We start from the raw sequence: 20,788 nt of genomic DNA on the forward strand, positions 1-20,788 counted from the left end.
AAATCGATGTGGGATTAATCAGGCAATCTGTTTGAATATCAACAGGGATAATAGAATGAAAACGACGCTCCGACTCGGATTGGCCGCAACCGGCTTTCTCGCGGCATCGATGCTGGCACCAGCCACCTTCGCACAAGAAATGCCGGACACGATGGTTTGGACATCCTATGACGTCGGCTCTGCCGGCTATGCAGAGGCCTCGGCCATCGCGGATGCCTTTGGCAAAAAGTTCGGCACCCGTATCCGCATCCAGCCTTCGGGCAGTGGCATTGGCCGTTTGCAACCGCTGCTGCAAGGCCGCGCCGATTATGCGTTCCTTGCGACCGAAGCTTTCTTTGTGTCCGACGGCGCCTATGATTTCGCCATGCCAGACTGGGGTCCCACAAATCTGCGCGCCGTGGCCGGGCGTCCGGCGGGCATCACCCTGATCACGGCTGCGGATGCGGGCATCCGAACCGTTGCCGATGCACGCGGTAAACGTATCGCCTTCGTGGCGGGCAATCCGTCGGTAAATGTCAAATGCGAGGCGATCCTCGCGTTTGGAGGCCTGACGCTGGATGATGTGGAGGTGATTACCTTCCCGACATATGCCTCGGCGATGGCGTCCATGACGCGCAACGAATCCGATGGGACCTGCACCACCCCAACCACCAGCCAGCTTTATGAGCTTGCCGAAAGCCCGCGCGGCATTTTCTATGTCCCGCTTGAGGCCGATAACGCCGAAGGCTGGGCCGGATTGCTGAAGGTTCTGCCAATCATGAGCCCCTCCGAAGAGGATGTCGCCGCCGGTTTGCCCGAGGGTGAAATCGCCAAGATGGCGGCCTATCGCTATCCGGTCATCACCACCACCGCCGAGAAATCCGCAGATGAGGTTTACGCCTTCATCAAGGCGCTTGACGAAACCTATGACCTTTACAAAGACGGCACCGCGACGATGAAACGCTGGACGCTTGAGAAATCCGGCAAGCCTGCAATTGATCTGCCGTTCCACGAAGGGGCCATCCGTTATTTGAAGGAAAAGGGCATCTGGACCGCCGAGGACGATGCCTGGAACCAGAAACGCACCGCGCGGCTGGATACTATGGTTGCCGCTTGGGCAGAGTTCAAAGCAGCGAATGCAGACCTGACGGGTGAAGCCTATGCGGATGCCTGGATGGCACATCGTGCCGAAGTCATCGCAACTCTGAACTGATCGCAGAGCTTCCCACTTCCCCCGGCGTGCCATGCTGCGCCGGGGGTATTCTATGCAACGTCAGGATAAGATTATGGCTTCGACAAAAGACCCCGCCTTCGACGCGACCACCCCGGTACAAGCCCCGCGCCCAAGGCAACGGATCATGGTGATTATCACCATGATTCTGGGCGTGCTTGGCGTGACCATGGCGATTAACCAACAGTTTCTATTGGGTATTTTCGGGTTTCAACCCTTGGGCAATGCCTATCTCTATTATCTGATCGGGATTTTTCTGGCCATTGCCTTTCTGACGTTACCTTTCAGCAGCACCCATCCGGAACGGTTGTTCTGGCTCAATCCTGTATTGGCTATCGCGGCTTTGATCAGCGCGGGCTGGCTTGGCTATCACGGACTTGAGATTCTTCAGCGGGGTTGGGAATATGATGCGCCGTTAATGGGCGATATCATGGCCTCGGTCTTGCTGTTTCTTGTGCTTGAAGGGGTGCGGCGTGCGGGCGGGACGGTCTTGCTGTTTACCGCGCTTTTGTTCGGCTCTTACCCGCTTTGGGCCGATAGCATGCCCGGCTTTTTGTGGGGGACGGAATACTCCCTGATCGGGACGGTTCGCGCGCATGTTCTGGGTGTGGAATCGGTAATCGGGATTCCGATGCAGGTTGTGGCCGAGCTGGTCATCGGCTTTGTTGTTTTCGGCTCGGTTCTGGTCATCACCAAAGGCAGCGACTTTTTCATGGAGCTGGCCTCGGCGCTTTTGGGCCACACGCGTGGCGGACCGGCCAAGGTTGCCGTGCTTGGCTCAGGCATCCTCGGGTCGCTTTCGGGCAGCGTGATTTCCAACATCCTGACCTCGGGGCCGTTTTCCATCCCGACGATGCGGCGTGTGGGATACCCTGCGCATTACGCCGCCGCCGTTGAGGCCTGCGCCTCAACCGGGGCCACCTTGATGCCGCCGGTGATGGGCACGGTTGCCTTTGTGATGGCGTCCTTTTTGGGCGTCCAATATTCAAGCATCGTGATTGCAGCGCTTATTCCGGCGATCCTGTTCTATGTCGCGCTGCTGTTTCAGGTTGATATGTATGCCGCACGCCGCGGCCTCGCAGGTCTTCCCCGCGACGAGATCCCGCCCATTTGGCCGGTTCTGAAATCCGGCTGGCCCTATCTGCTCAGCCTCGCGGTGCTGATCTATGTATTGATGATCATGCGGATGGAGGCGCGCGCGCCCTATTACGCCTCGGTGGTGATGCTGGTCGCGACCGCTTTTCGCAAGGAAACCCGCCTAACGGTGAACCGTGCCATAGAGCTGGTTCAGGACACCTCGCGCAACATCGCGGGCCTTGTGGCGGTGCTGGCGGGGATCGGGCTTGTCGTTGGCGGGCTGTCCTATACCGGCGTTGCGGGGGCATTTTCGCGCGAATTGCTGCTCTATGCAGATGGCAACACCGCGCTGATGTTGATTGCAGGGGCGGTGACAAGCTTTGTGCTTGGTATGGGGATGACCGTGACGGCCTGCTATATCTTTTTGTCGATCCTGCTGGCGCCGGCATTGGTGCAGGCCGGTCTGCATCCGATCGCAAGCCACCTGTTCATCCTGTACTGGGGGATGCTGTCCTATATCACGCCGCCGGTGGCGTTGGCTGCGATTACCGCCGCTAGTGTGGCCGGATCACGCCCGATGCAGACCGGCTTTTACGCGATGCGCCTGGGGATGCCGCTTTTCGTTCTGCCGTTCATCTTCGTTTATGATCCGGCGCTGATCATGGAAGGCACCGCCCTTCAGATCATCGAACGCGTCGGCCTAACCCTGATTGCGATTTGGGCGATCACCTCGGCGTTTGAAAGCTGGATCTACAAAGTCGGGCTGATCGGCCCTGTCAGCCGGATCGCCGTGGCAATCGGGGGGGTCTTGATCTTGTTCCCCGATTTGCCAACCAGCCTGCTTGGCGGGGTGATCCTTGTTGCGGTCATCGGGATCAATTTGAAATTTGTGCGGCGACACCCTGCCGTGAAAGCTTGAGGCACTTCTATGGATAAAACAGTAGCCGATCTGGCGCGCGCGGTCGCGCCGATCACCGATGGCGCATCGATCATGATTGGCGGGTTCGGATCGTCGGGTATTCCTTTCGGGCTGATCGATGCGCTTTGCGCGCAGGGCACAACCGGCCTTACGATCATTTCCAACAATGCGGGTGCGGGCGATACCGGTATTGCCACGCTGCTCAAGGCGGGGCGGGTGGCGAAGGTCATCTGTTCTTACCCCCGCTCGCCCGGATCGATCTGGTTCGAGCGCCGCTATGAGGCCGGCGAGGTGGAGCTGGAGGTGGTCCCGCAAGGCACCTTGGCCGAACGTATCCGCGCCGCAGGGGCCGGGCTTGGCGGTTTCCTGACCCCGACCGCCTATGGCACCCGCCTTGCCGAGGGCAAAGAAACCCGCGTCATCGATGGCCGCGGTTATGTGCTGGAAAGCCCCCTTCATGCCGATTTCGCCTTGGTCCGCGCCGAACGGGGCGACCGTTACGGCAACCTCAACTATCACGCCACGGCCCGTAATTTTAATCCGGTGATGGCAATGGGCGCACGTCACACCATCGCAGAGGTCCGGCAACTGGCATCAGAACCGCTTGAACCCGAAACGGTGATTACAGCGGGGATCTTTGTCAAAAGCGTTGTGGAATACGGGGTGCGACCATGAAATCATTAAGCGATAGCGAGTTGGCGGCACGGGTTGCACGCGATATCCCTGACGGGTCCTATGTCAACCTAGGGATCGGCAAGCCGACGCATGTTTCCGAGCATCTGCCCGAAGGGCGCGAGGTGCTTTACCATTCCGAAAACGGCCTGCTGGGCGTCGGTCCCGTCCCCCCCAAAGGCATGGAGGATCTGGAGCTGATCGATGCCAGCAAGCGCTATGTCACCCCTGCGCCGGGTGCGGCGTATTTCGATCAAACGGATAGTTTTGCGATGATGCGCGGCGGGCATATCGATATCGCGGTTCTGGGCGCCTATCAGGTTGCCCAAAACGGTGATCTGGCAAATTGGGCCACGTTGGATGAGAAATACTCCCCCGCGGTTGGCGGTGCGATGGATCTGGTGGTCGGTGTGCCGACGATTTTGGTGATGATGCGGCATGTGAACAAAGATGGCAGCCCTAAGCTTTTGAAAAACTGCACCTTTCCGCTAACCGGACTGGCCGTGGTCAACCGCGTCTATACCGATCTTGCCGTGCTGGATGTCACGCCAGAGGGCTTCCGCTTGGTTGAACTTGCGCCGGGCAACAGCTTTGCCGAGGTGCAAGCCCTGACCGAAGCCACGATCCTGACCTGAAAAAGCAGCGTTTGAAAATAGGTAGAGATATGATGAAACAAAGCCCCACTGAGGTTTTGAAGACCGGATTGAAACTGCCCCTGATCGGCGCGCCGATGTTTCTGGCATCAGGGGTGGACCTTGTGGTGGCGCAATGCTGCGCGGGGATTATCGGCACGTTTCCCGCCCTAAACGCAAGGCCCGCAGCAGAGCTGGAAAACTGGCTGGTGCAGATCGAGACGCGGCTGGAGGCGCACCGCCTGACCACGGGGCAAACCCCGGCGGCCTACGGCGTTAACCTGATCGTGAATGATTATAACGAACGTCTGGATGAAGATCTTGCGACACTGGTGCGCCATAAGGTGCCGCTGGTGATCACCTCGCTTTCGGCGCCCGATAAGGTGGTCGAGGCCGTGCATGGCTATGGCGGATTGGTGTTCCACGATGTTGTCAAGGCACGCCACGCCCGCCGCGCAGTTTCAGCCGGTGTTGACGGGTTGATCCTTGTGGCCACCGGCGCGGGCGGTCATGCGGGCACGCTAAGCCCCTTTGCCTTGATTGAGGAAGTGCGCGCCTTTTACGACGGGCCGCTGGCGCTTTCGGGGGCGATTGCGAATGGTCGTGCGGTGCTGGCAGCACAGGCCTTGGGCTGTGATTTCGCCTATGCAGGCACGGTTTTCATCGCCACCGAGGAATCCATTGCACCGCTTGCACATAAGGAAATGATCATTGGCGCTGCCTCTGACGGGATCATGTATACGCCGATGTTTTCCGGCACCCCCGCCAATTACCTGATCCCCAGCATGGAAGCCGCAGGCGTCGATATTGCCGCCGCACAACAAGCCGCCCCCCAAAAAATGCGCGCCAAGACCGATGAGAGCCGCCCAAAGGCATGGAAAGATGTCTGGAGCGCGGGCCAGTCCGTCGGCCAATCCCAGCGGCTTTGCCCCGCCGCCGAGGTGGTCGCGCGGATGGTGGCCGAATATCACGCGGCCAAATCCGCGATCTGCACTGATGCCAACCATTAGACTTGTTTACGAAAGAAGGACCCCCCAATGACACTCGCCCGCAAACTTGCTGACTTCGCCGCTGGCCCGATCCATCCGACAGCGGCCATGCGTGATTTTGTGCGCCTGTCGCTGTTCGATTGGACCACAGTCGGCATTGCCGGCGGGGACGAGCCGGTCGCACAGGCCGCGCGCAAAATGGCCTTGGGCAGTGCGGCAATGGAAACGGGCGCCACGATGTTTCGGGGTGGGCGCGCGGCACCGGCAACGGCGGCCTTGGTCAATGGCGCCACCAGCCACGCGCTTGATTATGACGATACGCATTTCGGCCATATCGGCCACCCCAGCGTTGCGGTGACACCCGCGGCCCTTGCCTTGGCCGAGCGTGAGGGCGTTGATGGCGCAGCCCTTTTGGAGGCGCTGGCCGTGGGGCTTGAAACCGCTTGTCGTGTCGGGGCGTGGCTGGGCCGCGTGCATTACGAGGCGGGGTTTCACCAGACCGGCACGTCGGGCGCATTTGGCGCGATGGCGGCGGCAGGGCGGATTTTGGGCCTTGATGCCGAGCAGATGGCGCAGGGGTTCCGCCTGACGGCCACCCGCGCCGCCGGGCTGAAAAGCCAGTTCGGCACGATGGGCAAGCCGCTGAATGCCGGATTTGCCGCCGAAGTCGGCGTCACATCGGCCTTGCTGGCGCGGGCAGGGGCGCAATCGGCGCAAAATGCAATCGAGGGCGCGCAAGGCTTTGGCCCGACCCATGCGGGGGCTGCCGATGAAAGTGTTTTTGACGGGCTTGGGCAGGCGTGGCTGTTCCCCAACATTTCCTATAAATTCCACGCCTGCTGCCACGGTCTTCATGCGATGCTGGAGGCGGTTCGCACCCTTCGGGATGGACCTTTGCATGAAAACCGGCCCAACGAGCTTCAAGCGATCACAATCCGCACCCATCCACGTTGGTTTGCTGTTTGTAACAAGCCTGCGCCCGCAACCGGACTAGAGGCAAAATTCAGCTATCGGTTGACTGCCGCGATGATGCTGGCAGGTGTCGATACGGCGGCATTAGGGACATATACCGACGAGGTTTGCACCCGCCCCGATCTGGTTGCCCTGCGTGACCGCATAGAGGTGATCGCGGATGACAATTTGGCGGACAGCGCCTCTGAAGTGACGATCACCACGGCGGGGCAGGGGGATGTTACCGCCCGCTATGATATCCTGACCGAGAATGATCCTGCGGTGCTGGAGGGGCGGCTGCGCGACAAGGCCGGCTCTCTGTTGGGGGCAGAAGGGGCTGCGGACCTGTGGGAAACTGTGGCGGGGCTGGACCAGCAAGACGGGCTTGCTAATCTCATTGCCCGGATTGGCGCTTGACCACCGTCACATGGCCGACCCCTTTTTGCAGGGGTCGGCCACTGCTTGGATCAGGATTTTTGCGTCACCAATTTGGTATAGACATAGGATTCAATCGCTTCCGGTCCGCCTTCGGAGCCAAAGCCTGAATCCTTGATGCCGCCCGCCGGGGGTTCTGCCGCAAACTTTTGCGATCTTTCGTTTGTTGGCTGATTTTGCGACATGGTTCTCAAACAAGCAAGCAACAGGATGTATCGGATGTCGGTTGATTTCAAGGGAGCCCATTATCCTAAAAGCGTAATCCTGTGCGCGGTTTATTTCTATGTGCGATATAGAGTTTCCTATCGCGACCTGGAAGGAATCATGGAGGAGCGTGGAGCAGAAGTTGACCATGCAACCTTGAACCGTTGGGTGGTTAAGTTTGCGCCGCTGATGGCGGCACAAGCGCAGTCCCGCAAGAAGCCAACCGCCAAATCTTGGCGCATGGACGAAACCTACATCAAGGCTAAAGGCAAATGGACCTATTATTACCGGGCGGTCGACAACACAGGAAAAACCCTTGATTTCATGCTGTCTGAGCGTCGCGACAAGGCGGCAGCCCGTCGATTTCTCAAGCGCGCGATTGGCAAAAATGGCGTGCCTGACCGTGTCGTCATCGACAAGAGCGGCGCCAATCTGGCGGGTCTGCAAAGCATCAATGTGATCCTGAAGTTCACGGGCTCAGGCAACAGCATCAAGATCCTGCAGGTCAAATACCTCAACAACATTATTGAACAGGACCACCGCTTCGTAAAGCGGATCACGGGCCCAATGCTTGGCTTCAAGGCCTTCCATTCTGCCGAGGCTACCTTGGCTGCGATCGAGACCGTGCACATGACCCGAAAGGGGCAGATCCATGCCAACGGCCTCACCGCGTTTCAGCAGTTTGCTGCGCTCGCAGCATAGGTATGCCCAGGCTATGCCCGCACTCAAACTCCAACAAAATTTGCGACAGCAACCTAAAAATATGGGGTAATCCGGTGGTATCGAAATCCGGAGGTCAAATCCCGGGTCCATTCGAAAATGGGCCCAGGATTGCCATGTGCCTCTCCGGCCTATGGTTAGGAACAAGCCGTTGAAAACCTGAGGTGGGGGGGATTCTAGGGTATAGAGAAACCCGAGATGAGTTTTCGAGCTGCGTAAATCCGGGAAAGCCGGACATCTCGAGGATGTCGGCGGGTTATCTTTGGAAATGGCCGTCAGCCTTGGGAAAACAATATAATCGAAGCGCGCTTGGCGCAGGTTGCACGAGTTCCGGATTAGGGAATTGGCTAAGATCTGCGGTGATTCCGGTCACAAGCGGCGATGTCGACTTCGCAGTATGGATTGGCTCAAAAGCGATTAATCCTCTTGAAAACATGGGATAACCGATTGATATCGAAATCCAGAAGTCAAATACCGGGTCTACTCGAAAACAGGTCCGGATTTGCTGTGCGCATGTCGAGGCAAGGGGCTGAGGCCGCAGTCGAAAGGTCCTGAGGGTCTGATTGGAGAGGGCTCGAGAATCCCGGGATGGCTTTTCGAGCTCCGCTTGGCGAAGCCATACGACTTGGGCCAGCGGAAATCCGAGCGAGGCAGATTATCGAGACGACCTGCAGAGTGCCGCTGAACCATGGCGTGCCTTGGACCAGCAATTAGATGTGGCGCGGAAAACGCTTTTGTCGCGCTACGCCGCAGGTGGGCAGCATAAAATAGGCAAGCTGGACTGCGCGTTGCAGAATGGGGCGGCATGGCAAATCTGCCAAGACAGAGCGCAAAAGATTTCCGCTTCAAGTTGTGGCGTATCAAGGCGAAATCTGAAAAGATGGGCGCAAAGGCTGGCGAGATGAGCAAAGATTTTGCCCGACCCGCACGGTTGGCGTTTTTTACAATCTGAACCGAACAGGACCAAATAATGAATTTCGATAAATTGCGCATATTAGGCTGGATCTTTCTAGCGTTGGGCATTGGCTCTATGGCTTGGCCCACGGCCGCGACAATCGCGTTGGAACAATTGATTGCATGGTTACTGGTGTTTTCGGGTATCTCCGGCTTGTTATTCTGGCGCAGTTTCAGTGTGGGACGTGTCGGATATGCGGGGCTGGTGACGGCTGGGCTTGCGCTGCTCTTGGGGTTAATCTTTGTGTTTCAACCCTTCGTTGGTGCGCGCACATTGACCATAATTCTGGCAGTGCTCTTCGTGGTTGAAGGGTTGCTTGGGGTGTCCATCGCGATGGCGTTGCGCAATCAAAGCACGGGCTGGGTCTGGACATTGCTTAGCGCGGTTTCAACGCTGGTTCTGGCGGTTTTGATCATTGCAGGTTGGCCGAGCACATCGGTCTGGGTGATCGGCGTGCTGTTCGGCTTGAACCTTCTAACGACAGGCGCAGCCCTTTTGGCGCTTGGATATTCCGGCAAGGCGTGATGTCACATAACACAGTGACACATAAATGCGCTGTTTGCGGCAAGGCGTTCAAACCGCAATACCTTCGGAAATACGAGCTTCTGCGCCCCAATCTGAACGCCGTAATCGCGGCCAGCGTGCCATCTTGGGGCCCTGGCGCTGAGATCTGCACAACCGACCTGCGGGCCATGCGGGCCCAGTACATTGAACAAATGTTGGCAACCGAGCGGGGCGAACTATCGGATCTTGATCGCGAAGTGATTGAGAGCATGGCAAAAGGCGAAGTGATTACCCAAGATTTGGGTGTCACGCTGGAAATGAAATCGAGTTTTGGTGAACGCGCCGCTGATAAGGTTGCCGCTATTGGTGGCTCTTGGACGTTTATCCTGTCCTTCTCGGCGGTGTTGATCATTTGGATGATGCTGAATGTCACCGCGCTGCTGTTCAAGCCGTTTGACCCGTATCCATTCATACTGCTGAACCTTGTACTGTCCAGCCTTGCCGCTATTCAGGCCCCCGTTATTATGATGAGCCAGCGGCGACAGGAAACCAAAGACCGTTTGCGGGCCGAAAACGACTATCGCATCAACCTGAAAGCAGAGCTGGAAATCCGGCAATTGCATGAAAAGATTGATCATCAAATGGCGCACCAATGGGATAAATTGGCAGAGCTACAACAGATCCAAATCGACCTGTTAGAGGATGCAGCCCACGCAAACCGCAACTCCCGCACCCCATAAAAGGCAACTTTTACTGCGGGTTGTCGCAGATCGCAGTTTCAAGATACCTGTCTCACTGGTAATATTAATTATTGCGGTGCTTGTGTTGCATTGCATGGGCGTTGTTGCGCAACTCGCGCCTGAGGCATGAGTGCCCCTTACCCCGCTGACGTCATGCCCCGCGGACGATCTCGGCGGTGCCGAGGGCGTTGAATCGGTTCATGAGTGCGACGCGGATGTGGATCTCGGCTGTCTGGCGGTCCGGGTCTCTCGCCATGATGCGTTCGCCGAAGGATTTCAGGCAGCGCATCCTCGCCTCGATCCGGCTGCGGGTATGGTATCCGGTCCAGCGTTTCCAGAACGCTCGGCCATAGTATCGCGTTGCGCGCAGGGTTTCGTTGCGGGCGCGTGCCGCTCCGCAATCGTCTTTCCACAGGCGGCCGTTTTTCCGGATCGGAATGGCCTGCCGTTCGATGATGGCCTTGTGGCAGCGGCGCGTGTCATAGGCGCCGTCGGCAGTGACCGTGCCAATCTGCTCGCCTGCCGGGATCTGTCCGAGCCGGTCGCCATCACGGCTGGGGGTGAATTCCACGGGGCGGATGTCAGATGTGTCAGGGTCCATGGCGAGATGCTCTTTGCGCCACTGGCGGCGGCCCTGCACCCCGTGTTTGCGCGCCTGCCATTCGCCGTCGCCGAGGAACTTGATCTCGGTACTGTCCACGAGCAGGTTCAGCGGGCCATCCGCGCGGCGATAAGGGATCTGAACGGCCAGGGTCTCCTGCCTGCGGCATAGGGTGGAAAAGTCCGGCACGGGCCAGTCCAGGCCCGCCAGCCGCAGCAGGCTCGCCACCATCCCGGCGGTCTGCCTGAGCGGCAGCTTGAACAACACTTTGATCGACAGGCAGAATTGCATGGCAGCATCGGAAAATACCACAGGCCGTCCGGGGCGACCGTCACGCGGTGCGCGCCAGACCATGTCCTTGTCGACCCAGATCAGCAGCGCCCCCCGCTTGCGCAGCGACACGTTGTAGCTGGACCAGTTCGTCGTGCGGTAGCGGGCGGGAGATGGCTTGCTCATGCACCGCGTCTAACGACATGGATTCGCAAAGTGAATCCTCCGTCGACGGACTTGTGCAACAACGCCGTCTGGATCCTTGATGTATGCCTGACGGTTCCAAAGCAGCTTACCTACGTAGAGTTCGTTGTTCAGGATCCCGGTGCCGCGCTTCCAGTTACCCATGATTGTTGAAGGCCCCGAACGCAAAGCGGTGATCAACCGGGATCGCACGGATCTGAGCCTGACCAGGTCGTGAAAGCTGCTAAAGGTCAGCCTTTCGGGCAAAGCGTGCCCGTTTGCTGGCTGGTATCACAGAAACGGTCACCCAGAAGAACGGCGCGACATACGAACGAGGTCTGCGCAAGGATGCGGCCACTCTCTACACCGAGATCCATTCGCACCCTTTGACGTCAGATGAATACATGGCAGATCGCGCTCTCCATGGCCCGACGATAAAGGCATGCCCCACGCAGGATCAACAAACATCAGCCAGCTTCCGAACCCCAGATCATCCGTGCAACTGCGCTGTGCGCAACACCCGTCGGGCACGGGCGACAACAGGCGCATCAACCATTTTCCCGTTAAGCATGAACGGCCGCCCCGCGTTCTGTCGGTCCCCTTCCACGATTGCATGTGCCTCGGCGATTTCTGCGGTCGAGGTGCGGTAAATCTCTTCGATGACACTGATTTGTTTGGGGTGAATTGCAATGACCGCATCGAATCCCATTTTCTTGCCTGCTTCGATCTGGCTTTGATAGGCTGCCATGTCATTGATTTCAGCAATCGAACCCGGCGATCCGATGGCATGAAGCCCGCCACTGCGCGCCGCCAAAACAAGCGCTTGGGCATGTGGCGTCATGACATCGCGCGAAGAGTCTGTTCTTAGATCCAAGGCGAGATCCTCAGGCCCCAGCATCAACGCCGCGTGGCGATCAGGTCTGGCGCGCGCGATCTGTGGCATGGCAAGAAGCCCGACCGCAGATTCAATTTGCGAAATGATGACCTGCTTTCCCTCGGGGGATATCTCGTCAAGAATTTCCGAGACAATCGCCACGTCACTGGCAGCCTCAATTTTCGGGACCATAATGATATCGGCCCCTGCTGCGACGGCGGCCTCTATATCGCGTATCATCATACGCCACGGACGATTGATGCGGACGGCGATCATTCCGACCCCCGCGCGCAATGTCGCAACATCTGCGGCCAAGCCTGCACGGGCCGTATCTTTGGCCTCGACCGGAATCGCATCTTCGAGATCAACCACGACCGAGGCTATTTTCTTGGCACATGCGGACACAAGCAAACGCGTGTTGCCCGCCGGTACGAACAATCCAGACAGCACCCCGTCCAGACGCCTTGCTGCGACATGATCCATCATGATGTGCCCCCTTGAGAGGTTTCAATAATACCCTCCTGCGTCATCTTCAGGATATCGGCTGCGTCAAAACCAAGTTCGGCCAATAAATCCGGCCCATCCTTGCCCAAATCCGGCCCGATATGCTGAATTTGTCCAGGAGTTCGGGAAAGCCGAGGAGAGACCGCATGCATCGGGAAGGACGACTGGTCTGTATCAGGAACCTCAACGACAACGCCGCGACTTTCGACGTATTCGTGGCCATCAAGCTCCTCATAGCTGGGCACGATTCCGATGGTCACATCAGCCTTGGTAAAGAGGTCTATAATCGCATCGCGGTCGTAACGATGAATGAACTCGGCAACGATTGCGTCACATTCGTAAATGTTGTGCGCCCTGTCCGGATTGGTTTTGAATCTTGGATCAAGGATAAGCTCCGGCCGGTCGATTGCCCGAAAAACCCGCTCTGCCATGGCCTGTGTCGATGCCGATAGCGCGACAAAACGGCCGTCCGAGGTTTCATAGATATTGCGCGGCACCGAGAGTTCCGAAAGGGACCCCATGCGCCGCGGCTCTTTACCGCTAAGACGAAGGTTGGCGATCTGGGGACCCAAAGTGGCGAACATCGGTTCAAATAGCGACAGGTCAATCACCTGTCCTTTGCCGTCACGATCCCGCGCCCGCAACGCCATCAGCACCGCCGTGGCACCTGACTGTCCGGCAATCATATCGGCCAGCGCCAAGGGAGGCAGAACAGGGGGGCGGTCCTCAAACCCGTTCATAGAGGCAAAACCTGACATTGCCTCAATAAGGCTGCCAAAGCCGGGGCGATCCTTCCAGATGCCGGTCTGCCCCCAACCCGAAATGCGCACCACAATAAGGCCGGGATTCCGTGTCTGGAGGTCTTTCGGGGCGAGGCTCATTTTTTCCAGCGTGCCCGGCCTGAAGTTTTCAACAAGCACATCGGCACTGTCGATCAGTTGCCGCAAAATCTCCATGCCGCGGTCTTGGCGAAAATCGAGGGCGATCGACTTCTTGTTGCGGCAATAGGCCTTCCAGAAGGTCGAGACGCCTTCAACCTTCCAGTTCCGCAGGTCATCACCGCGCCCCGGTTTTTCGACCTTGATCACCTCGGCGCCAAAGTCGGCCAGAATATGCGTGACGATATTCCCGGCGACAAGTCGGGATAGGTCGATAACCCTAAGGCCTTCCAACGGGGGCTGTTGTGTCTCGGTGCTCAATTTTCAACTCCATGGCTTTTTTCCCTCTTGCCACAAGTCGTCCTTCAGAAGCATGATGCCTTGTATAACGATTTCTTATAGAGGCCGCATGGATATTAAAAAATTGCGTACCCTTGTTCTTGTGTCTCAACTGGGGTCGATTTCGGCGGCGGCCCGCGCGGCCAAACTTGCACAGCCTGCGGTCAGCCAGCACCTTAAGGCGCTGGAAAGCCATTTCGGGACCCGCCTTTTTGATCGGCAGCGGCAGGGGGTCAGCCCGACCGAGGCAGGCAAGCTGGTCTTGGAGCATTCCCTTCACATCCTGTCCCATTACGATCGGGCGCGCAGCGGGGTGCAAGAGTTGCAGGGGCAGGCAGTGGGACCGGTTACGCTGGGGCTTCCGACGACAGTGGCGGCGACGGTTGCCGCCCAGCTTGTCCGTCGCATGGCTATGATATATCCAGAGGTGCAGCTGCGCATTGTCGAGGCCATGTCGGGGCATTTGCGTGAATGGGTGGACACAGGCCGTGTGGACCTTGCGGTTTTGTTTGAATCGACCGATGCCCAACGCAGCGATGGGGAGGTTTTACTTCACGAATCCTTATGTCTGGTAAGCTCCGGTAAGGATACCCGCTTTGCCGAACAGCCCTCGATTACGGCGACAGCCCTTGGCAGTGTTCCGCTGATTCTGCCGGGCAGGCCGCACGCATTACGGGTGTTAATCGACCGGTTCGCGGCCCAATTGGGCATTGATCTCGATATTAGGTTTGAGTTGGATGCGACCTCTGCGACGCGTCAATTGGTTGCCGAAGACCAGATCTATACCATCTTGTCGCTGCCTTCGATTCAAAAGGATGTGGCAAGTGGCCTGTTGCGATCGACACCGATTGTGTCACCAAGCCTTGATCGCCGGTTGGTATTCTGCCGGTCGCCAGTGCATCCGTTTTCGACGGCCTTTCAGGCAGTGCGTCGTGAGCTGACGTTTGCCCTTATCGAATTGCGGGAAAAGAACGATTGGAAATCATGGGTAGTCAATGTCGGATAGGTCCATAATGAATTCTTATACCTAATAGAAAAATATAAGCAGTTTATTTGGCGTGCCGTTTCTAATAGCCCTGTAGAATATTTATGGGAGGAAACACAATGCCATTGAGAAAATGCGGAACCTATCTTCTTGCCGGGGGGCGGTCCTTGGGTTCTTGACAAGATAGAACTGCGAAGTCCTGCTACTAAACTCGCTTTGAAGCTCGCAGATAATTATTTCAAAAAAAATAGTGAGCTGATGTCCGCAAAAGACAGGTCACAAACGGCGTTGTTGCAGAACTCTGTCTGTGGACGATTCACACTGTGAATCCAAGTGGTTATACAGGCTGCATGAGCAAGCCATCACCCGCCCGCTACCGCACCACGGACTGGTCCAGCTACACCGCGTCATTAAAGAAGCGCGGGTCGTTGCTGATCTGGCTAGACAAGGAGATGACCTGGCTTGCGCCGCATGACGGGAGCCCCGGCCGCCCTGCGGTGTTCTCTGATGCCGCGATCCAGTTCTGCTTGACGATCAAGGTCCTGTTCAAATTGCCACTGAGGCAGACGACAGGGATGGTTGCAAGCCTACTGAAGATGGCGGACCTGAACTGGGCCGTTCCGGATTACACGACGCTGTGCCGCAGACAGAAGACGCTCGCAGTCCAGATCCCGTATCGCCGCGCTGAAGGTCCCTTGAACCTGCTCGTTGACAGTACCGGGATCAGGTTCCTCGGCGATGGCGAGTGGCAGGCGCGCAAGCATGGCGTTCAGGGCCGTCGTCAATCGTTGCCCGGCAACGGTTTTCCTGCAAACCGTGAGAGGGGGCGTAAGGTGCCTCTGGCCATGGACACGGCCACTTCGGACATCCGGGCGGTGGAGTTCACCCCCAGCAGAGATGGCGACAGCCCGGTCTTGCCGGAGTTGCTCGACCAGATCCCCGAGGGCGAAGTGATCGGCACGGTGACCGCAGATGGCGCCTATGACACCCGCCGCTGCCACACGGCCATCATCGACCGCCAGGCCACGCCGATCATCCCCATCCGCAAGAATGGGCGGCCGTGGAAAGAGGATTGCCCGGCGGCGATTGCGAGAAACGATACCCTGCGGGCCACTCGGCACTACGGCAGGGCGTTCTGGAAGCGCTGGACCGGATATCACGCACGAAGTCGGATCGAGGCAAAGATGCGGTGCCTCAAGGCCTTTGGGGAGCGGATCGCCGCGAGAGACCCAGACCGGCAAACTGCCGAAATCCAAGTCCGCATCGCCCTCATAAACCGCTTCAACGCACTCGGCACCGCCGAGATCGTTCGCGTGGCCTGAAGCCAACGAGGAAAGGGGAAGTCATGCCCTTAGGCTGCAGTTGCGCAACAATGCCCCGTGGATCGAGAAATTGATGCAGTGGGCGCTGATTTCCCAATAACTGCGAACAAACTTGAACCTGAAATAAGCGCTCACTTGTGAGTATATATCTCATTATGCTCCGGACGGGTCGCCTGTATCCTGCTCATTTGGAAGCGCCTTTGTGCTTGCCTTGCATATGGCCCGCAAGGCAGGTTTTAAGCCCTCTTCCAAGGTCGGGTGATAGAATGGCATCTCCAAAAGGCTCGCAGCGGTTTCGCCGCTCTTGATCGCCAGAACCAACAGATGTGCCATATGATCTGCGCCCGGACAGAACAGCTCTGCCCCTATCAGCCGCCCATTCGGTTTGGCGGCATAGAGCCGGACAAGCCCCTGCGCCCGCGCCTCAACCTTAGCACGGCCCTGATTGGAGTAATCCGCACCACCCATGATCACATCCTGCCCCGTTGTCGTGCCCAGAACCGCGAGCGGCGGGTCGGTGAACATCAGGCTGAACGCGGGCTGGCGCGTGGCGGGGGCCACCTTTGGAAAGGTCGCTGCATTTCGACCGGCAATCGCCCCTTCGTGGGAGGCCTCGTGCAGCACAGGTGCATCGGCATTCGCATCACCGGCCATAAAGACAGGCGAATCGCCACACTGCATGGTCGTGCGATCAAAACAAGGTGTTCTGTGGTCATCCAGATCCAGGCCGGACTTCGCCAGACCCAAGTCCCCAAGCCAAGGTGGTCGGCCCGTTGCGACCAAGACCTTGTCAAACTCGCGGCTGCCTTCGCTGTCGCCCGACCAAGTGATCTGTGCTTTGTCACCCCGGCGCACAGCGGAAACATCGACCCCAAGGTGGAGCGTGAACTCTGCGCGCATTGCGGCAGCCAATGATTGCTGGATATCGTGGGTTTCCACCCCACCAAGGGCGTTCCCTCGATCAAATAGCACCGTTTCAACACCCAGCCGCGCCATGGCTTGCGCAATCTCTAACCCAATGGCCCCGCCGCCAATCACTGCAAGCGATCTGGGCAGATCTTCAATTTCAAACAAGCTCCGGTTGGTCAGGGCAAGGTCGCCCAAATCTTGAAACGGTTTTGGGACCAGCGGATATGCCCCCGTCGCAATCACAATCGTGCGGGCTTGCACGTGCTCTCCATTTGCCAGCTCAAGCTGCGTTGGCCCTGTGAAACGCGCTTTCGATTTGATGCAAATTCCGTCAGACAGGTCGGCAATCCCTTGTAGCGTTCCCTGCACAAACTTGTCCCGCTCTGCCCGTAGGCGTTGCATGACCGCGCGCCCGTCCACATGGATTTCGCCCGTCTTCACCCCAAAAACAGAGGCGCGGCGGCTGGCATGCGCTGCCCCCGCTGCTGCAATTAGCAGCTTTGACGGCATACAGCCGACTGTCGCACAAACCGTGCCGGCAAAGTGTTCGTCGATAAGCAAGGTTTTAGCCCCTTCAGACCGAGCAGCTCGTTCGGCCGCAAGCCCGGCAGTGCCTGCACCTATGATTGCAACGTCGCATTGATGGCCCGCCATGAGGGTTCCTTTCTGAGTGTGAAAAAAGTCGGCGCCGCCTCTTCAAATCCGCCGACGCGGCTCACCATCCCCGACATCCACCTCAGCATCAGGCGTCGGGTCGGGGCGGTTTCGTTTTTCATCCCAATCGGGGTCTTGGCGCTTGATCCGCGCCGAGATCACTTTTGCAAGTGGCAGCCCCAGAGCAAAGCCCAAGATCACAGCAACGCCAAACTGTACCCAGCCGACATATCCGAGTGACATGAACAGAACGATGATCACGCCCGACACCAACGTCCAGGTCATCATCGCAATAAAAAGGCCTAATCTATCCATAGGTTTGGTCCTTTCGATAATTTCAAGCGGCCTCGGCAACCGCCGCTGCGACTTGCTTTTCAATTTTGTCCAAGGGTTGGTTGGTCAGGTGCTTGGGAATTTCTGTAAGCACTTTACCCGAAACCGTCGAATGCATGGACGCACGCAGAACGCCCAAGATTTGCGGCGCGGCGACGATCACCAACTGATCAAACCGCCCCGCATGGGCACGGCTGTACAGCAAATCGGCCAAATCGACGGCAAAGCGTTCTTTGGCCAACTCATGCCAATCAGTATCATCCATTGCTGACACATCGTGGCCTGCACTGGATTGTACGCTGCCGGGACGGTTTGCGCCTTGCTCGCGCGTCGACGGGTTTTCTTGTTCATCCTTGCGGATCACGCGCAGGTCGAGATTATTTTCATCGCCGTCATTGATCAAAAACAGGGCCTTTTCTCCATCGGCAACCAAAACCCATCCGCCATTTTTCAGCTTGGCCATCAGGAGTCCCCTTTCTCTTTTTCATCAGATTTGTTGACACGCGTGGCACCTGCTGGCCGTTCCGTGGCGCGCTTGAGTTCATCTTGCGTGCCTATATCGCGCGCCAGCCGCCCGCCTTCGCGTCCACCTTGGGAAACTGTACCCGTCGCTCCAAAGGCGCCGTCGGGGTTGTCTTTTTTCGGTGTTGTTTCGCGTGTCATAGCGATCGCTCCTTATTTAGTTGATATATTACCAACGCGCCTGCGAGTGCATAGTTCCAAACAATACCCACTCTGGCAGAGTCCCCCCTGTGAAAGGACGATCAAAATGTGTCTTGTCAGGTCCGCTGAGCAGAGCGCTCCGGCAGCTCAATCGTTGGCCAGTCAGGGGCTTCAGTTTTGTTAGGGGCAAGCCTTGGATCTTTTGGAATGGTCACTCTCCTCTCGCTTTGGCTGTTTACAGGCAGGCAAAAGCCCGCCGGTCACTGCTGAAAAGACTGCGCGCCCTATTTTGTGCCGGTCGCTTTGTCGAGGAACGGATAATCCGTGTATCCGCGTTCATCGCCGCCATAAAATGTATCTTGATCCAGCGCGTTCAGGGCTACGTCCCGACGAAATCGTTCAGGCAGATCAGGGTTGGCGATAAAAAGCTTATTCATCAGCCTCAGCCTCAGCCTTGGTGGCGTGCTGAGCACCCGGCTCATGCTCGGGCGGGCTGTATGGTGTGGACAATTTCAGCATCCCGGACCTAGTGTTGCGGAAGTTGTGGAAGACGCCCGAGGGACCGATGCCGACTTCGCCATTAGCGATGTCCATTTCCACATCACCAATTCTTGCCACACCTGTGCCCGCGACGAAGTAGAGCAGCGGGTCGTTCCCATGATACACCTCGCCGCCGATCTCGCCGCCCTCGGGGATGGCCATCAGCACCATTTGCGTCTTGTCGCCGGTCCACAGGCCCTTGCGGAACTCTTCGTTTTCGCGGGCGAGGTCTACGACAGGCGGCGTCATTTCTTGCGTCTAGGGCATCGATTCGTGCTCCATCACTCAATGCCACAGGATACACCTCAGAGACGTTAGCCGTCACTAACCCAAATCAGTCGGGCAAGCGCAACATCCCGCCACTTCCGGGGCTAAGTTTTGCACTGCCGTTCTCAGTCTTAAAAAGCGAGACCAACTCTAACCCACACCAAGTTAACACTCGCGGCAGCTTGAAACCGACGAGCGTTTCTGACCATTTCCAAAGACGAGATATTTAAAACTTGTCAATTGCTCTGCTCCGACTGGACCGCGCGCGTGCATTTTACCTGTCGCGATACCGATTTCAGCACCCATGCCAAACTCACCCCCATCTGAAAATTGGGTCGATGCATTGTGCATAACCACAGCAGAGTCGATGGCAGCCATAAAGCGTTTTGCGGCGTCAGTGTCCTCGGCCATGATCGCGTCTGTATGACCCGATGAATGGGCCTGCACAAACGTGATCGCCTCGTTCAGATCGCCGACGATTTTCACGGAAAGGACGTTGCTCAGATATTCCGTGTCCCAATCCGTCTCCGTGGCGGCCAGCATATCAGGCAGGATTTTCCGTGCCTCCTCATCGCCGCGCAGCTCACAATCGCCAAGCGCTGCAGCCAAGTATGGCAGAACTTTTGCCGCGATTTTACGGTCGATCACCACACATTCAGTGGCACCGCAAATCCCTGTCCGGCGCATCTTGGCGTTTTGGACGATGCCCACCGCCTTCTCGATGTCCGCACTTTCATGGATATAGCTGTGATTGTTCCCATCAAGGTGCAGCAAGGTGGGCACTCGCGCCTCTTTTTGTACCAATGAGACCAAGCCACGGCCACCGCGCGGGATTACCAGATCGACGGTTTCCGTGCTGTGTAGAAGGAGTTTGACGGCCTCTCGGTCGCGGGTGTCGACCAGTTGCACCGCATCTTCGGGCAGACCTGCTGCCTTGAGGCCTGCAACCAGACACGCGACGATAACGCGGGATGAATGCAGGCTTTCAGAGCCTCCGCGCAAGATGACAGCATTTCCGGATTTCACGCACAGCGCCCCGGCATCTGCGCCAACGTTCGGACGCGACTCGTAGATCATCGCGATAACGCCAATTGGCACACTCACACGGTCGATCCTAAGGCCGTTTGGCCGATCGAAACTTGCGAGCGTGCGGCCCAACGGGTCGGATTGTCTTGCAATGGCATCGGCGGCGTCCGCCATGGCGGCTACCCTGTCCGCAGTCAGGGTGAGGCGATCAATAAACGCAGCATCCTTGCCGCTAATGCTGGCCAAGTCAGCTGCGTTCGCTTCCAAGATCTCGTTGGTGCGGGCGCGCAGCTCCTTCGCCGCTTCGCTCAACGCAAGATTGCGCTGATCCGCTGTTGTCAAAGCCAGCTCTTGGGCCGCCGCTTTTGCGCGTTGACCCAATTTTGCAACAACCGCTGCGACGTCCATCTGGTTCATATCATTCATGCTTCG

General features: G+C 57.7%; 23 protein-coding genes and 1 pseudogene. 12 read left to right on the forward strand and 12 right to left on the reverse strand.

Annotation, left to right across the window (positions count from 1 at the left end; genetic code table 11):
* The first annotated feature begins 55 nt into the window (after window positions 1–55).
* From EOK75_RS18845 to EOK75_RS18870, 6 genes are all read left to right on the forward strand, one after another.
* Window positions 56–1,192 carry a TAXI family TRAP transporter solute-binding subunit gene (locus EOK75_RS18845; RefSeq protein WP_137195554.1) on the forward strand — a complete coding sequence of 379 codons (1,137 nt, stop codon included), beginning with the start codon at window positions 56–58 and terminating at the stop codon, window positions 1,190–1,192.
* Window positions 1,193–1,265: 73 nt separating this feature from the next.
* Entirely contained in the window at window positions 1,266–3,206 is a 1,941-nt protein-coding gene (locus EOK75_RS18850) for a TRAP transporter permease (protein ID WP_476705438.1), read from the forward strand.
* A 9-nt stretch (window positions 3,207–3,215) separates the two neighbouring features.
* Window positions 3,216–3,881: a 3-oxoacid CoA-transferase subunit A gene (locus EOK75_RS18855; RefSeq protein ID WP_137195555.1), complete on the forward strand. Its 666-nt coding sequence runs from the start codon at window positions 3,216–3,218 to the stop codon at window positions 3,879–3,881.
* On the forward strand, window positions 3,878–4,513 hold the full coding sequence (locus tag EOK75_RS18860; RefSeq protein WP_137195556.1) for a 3-oxoacid CoA-transferase subunit B: 636 nt from the start codon (window positions 3,878–3,880) through the stop codon (window positions 4,511–4,513). Before EOK75_RS18855 ends, EOK75_RS18860 begins: the two co-directional genes overlap by 4 nt.
* 29 nt (window positions 4,514–4,542) lie before the next feature.
* Window positions 4,543–5,520, forward strand: coding sequence for an NAD(P)H-dependent flavin oxidoreductase (locus tag EOK75_RS18865; protein ID WP_137195557.1), 978 nt, complete (start codon window positions 4,543–4,545; stop codon window positions 5,518–5,520).
* Window positions 5,521–5,547: 27 nt separating this feature from the next.
* Entirely contained in the window at window positions 5,548–6,867 is a 1,320-nt protein-coding gene (locus EOK75_RS18870; protein WP_137195558.1) for an MmgE/PrpD family protein, read from the forward strand.
* 50 nt (window positions 6,868–6,917) lie between these two features.
* Here EOK75_RS18870 and EOK75_RS18875 read toward each other — a convergent pair.
* A pseudogene (locus EOK75_RS18875) lies at window positions 6,918–7,061 on the reverse strand (aldehyde dehydrogenase family protein); the annotation flags it as partial.
* A gap of 43 nt (window positions 7,062–7,104) precedes the next feature.
* On the opposite strand from EOK75_RS18875, the gene EOK75_RS18880 reads away from it, so the two are divergent.
* From EOK75_RS18880 to EOK75_RS18890, 4 genes are all read left to right on the forward strand, one after another.
* Window positions 7,105–7,791: an IS6 family transposase gene (locus EOK75_RS18880; protein WP_137195559.1), complete on the forward strand. Its 687-nt coding sequence runs from the start codon at window positions 7,105–7,107 to the stop codon at window positions 7,789–7,791.
* Window positions 7,792–8,614: 823 nt separating this feature from the next.
* On the forward strand, window positions 8,615–8,761 hold the full coding sequence (locus EOK75_RS20960) for a hypothetical protein (protein ID WP_168199300.1): 147 nt from the start codon (window positions 8,615–8,617) through the stop codon (window positions 8,759–8,761).
* A gap of 18 nt (window positions 8,762–8,779) precedes the next feature.
* On the forward strand, window positions 8,780–9,289 hold the full coding sequence (locus EOK75_RS18885) for an HdeD family acid-resistance protein (protein WP_137195560.1): 510 nt from the start codon (window positions 8,780–8,782) through the stop codon (window positions 9,287–9,289).
* Window positions 9,289–10,008, forward strand: coding sequence for a DUF1003 domain-containing protein (locus EOK75_RS18890; RefSeq protein ID WP_137195561.1), 720 nt, complete (start codon window positions 9,289–9,291; stop codon window positions 10,006–10,008). Before EOK75_RS18885 ends, EOK75_RS18890 begins: the two co-directional genes overlap by 1 nt.
* A 151-nt stretch (window positions 10,009–10,159) precedes the next feature.
* On the opposite strand, the gene EOK75_RS18895 is transcribed toward EOK75_RS18890, so the two are convergent.
* The 4 genes from EOK75_RS18895 to EOK75_RS18910 all read right to left on the reverse strand — a co-directional run bounded on the left by EOK75_RS18895 (window position 10,160) and on the right by EOK75_RS18910 (window position 13,639).
* The gene (locus EOK75_RS18895; protein ID WP_137195562.1) at window positions 10,160–11,065 is read right to left on the reverse strand and encodes an IS5 family transposase; all 906 of its coding nucleotides are present in this window, start codon (window positions 11,063–11,065) and stop codon (window positions 10,160–10,162) included.
* Between the two features lie 248 nt (window positions 11,066–11,313).
* Window positions 11,314–11,439 carry a hypothetical protein gene (locus tag EOK75_RS21595; RefSeq protein ID WP_276612534.1) on the reverse strand — a complete coding sequence of 42 codons (126 nt, stop codon included), beginning with the start codon at window positions 11,437–11,439 and terminating at the stop codon, window positions 11,314–11,316.
* A gap of 113 nt (window positions 11,440–11,552) precedes the next feature.
* Complete coding sequence (locus EOK75_RS18905; RefSeq protein ID WP_137195564.1) at window positions 11,553–12,422, reverse strand: HpcH/HpaI aldolase/citrate lyase family protein; 870 nt, start codon at window positions 12,420–12,422, stop codon at window positions 11,553–11,555.
* Complete coding sequence (locus EOK75_RS18910; RefSeq protein WP_137195565.1) at window positions 12,419–13,639, reverse strand: CaiB/BaiF CoA transferase family protein; 1,221 nt, start codon at window positions 13,637–13,639, stop codon at window positions 12,419–12,421. The genes EOK75_RS18905 and EOK75_RS18910 overlap by 4 nt, the downstream gene beginning before the upstream one ends.
* An 88-nt stretch (window positions 13,640–13,727) precedes the next feature.
* Here EOK75_RS18910 and EOK75_RS18915 point away from each other — a divergent pair, with 88 nt between their 5' ends.
* A complete protein-coding gene (locus EOK75_RS18915; protein ID WP_168199301.1) occupies window positions 13,728–14,663 on the forward strand; it encodes a LysR substrate-binding domain-containing protein in 936 nt (311 codons plus the stop codon).
* A gap of 329 nt (window positions 14,664–14,992) precedes the next feature.
* Window positions 14,993–15,964 carry an IS5 family transposase gene (locus tag EOK75_RS18920; RefSeq protein WP_137195567.1) on the forward strand — a complete coding sequence of 324 codons (972 nt, stop codon included), beginning with the start codon at window positions 14,993–14,995 and terminating at the stop codon, window positions 15,962–15,964.
* A 153-nt stretch (window positions 15,965–16,117) separates the two neighbouring features.
* Here the strand turns inward: EOK75_RS18920 and EOK75_RS18925 are convergent, their stop codons facing one another.
* The 7 genes from EOK75_RS18925 to EOK75_RS18955 all read right to left on the reverse strand — a co-directional run bounded on the left by EOK75_RS18925 (window position 16,118) and on the right by EOK75_RS18955 (window position 20,782).
* Window positions 16,118–17,527, reverse strand: a complete 1,410-nt coding sequence (locus tag EOK75_RS18925; protein ID WP_137195568.1) for a dihydrolipoyl dehydrogenase — start codon at window positions 17,525–17,527, stop codon at window positions 16,118–16,120.
* Window positions 17,528–17,569: 42 nt separating this feature from the next.
* Window positions 17,570–17,842, reverse strand: a complete 273-nt coding sequence (locus tag EOK75_RS18930) for a hypothetical protein (RefSeq protein ID WP_137195569.1) — start codon at window positions 17,840–17,842, stop codon at window positions 17,570–17,572.
* Between the two features lie 22 nt (window positions 17,843–17,864).
* The gene (locus EOK75_RS18935; protein ID WP_137195570.1) at window positions 17,865–18,323 is read right to left on the reverse strand and encodes a baeRF12 domain-containing protein; all 459 of its coding nucleotides are present in this window, start codon (window positions 18,321–18,323) and stop codon (window positions 17,865–17,867) included.
* Window positions 18,323–18,523 carry a hypothetical protein gene (locus EOK75_RS18940; protein WP_137195571.1) on the reverse strand — a complete coding sequence of 67 codons (201 nt, stop codon included), beginning with the start codon at window positions 18,521–18,523 and terminating at the stop codon, window positions 18,323–18,325. Before EOK75_RS18940 ends, EOK75_RS18935 begins: the two co-directional genes overlap by 1 nt.
* A 284-nt stretch (window positions 18,524–18,807) precedes the next feature.
* Entirely contained in the window at window positions 18,808–18,960 is a 153-nt protein-coding gene (locus EOK75_RS18945; RefSeq protein ID WP_205965530.1) for a beta/alpha barrel domain-containing protein, read from the reverse strand.
* Window positions 18,953–19,312, reverse strand: a complete 360-nt coding sequence (locus tag EOK75_RS18950) for a cupin domain-containing protein (protein ID WP_137195572.1) — start codon at window positions 19,310–19,312, stop codon at window positions 18,953–18,955. Before EOK75_RS18950 ends, EOK75_RS18945 begins: the two co-directional genes overlap by 8 nt.
* Window positions 19,313–19,495: 183 nt before the next feature.
* Window positions 19,496–20,782, reverse strand: a complete 1,287-nt coding sequence (locus EOK75_RS18955; protein ID WP_137195573.1) for a glutamate-5-semialdehyde dehydrogenase — start codon at window positions 20,780–20,782, stop codon at window positions 19,496–19,498.
* Between the last annotated feature and the right edge of the window lie 6 nt (window positions 20,783–20,788).

Source organism: Pseudorhodobacter turbinis (assembly GCF_005234135.1).
GTDB classification, from domain to species: domain Bacteria; phylum Pseudomonadota; class Alphaproteobacteria; order Rhodobacterales; family Rhodobacteraceae; genus Pseudorhodobacter; species Pseudorhodobacter turbinis.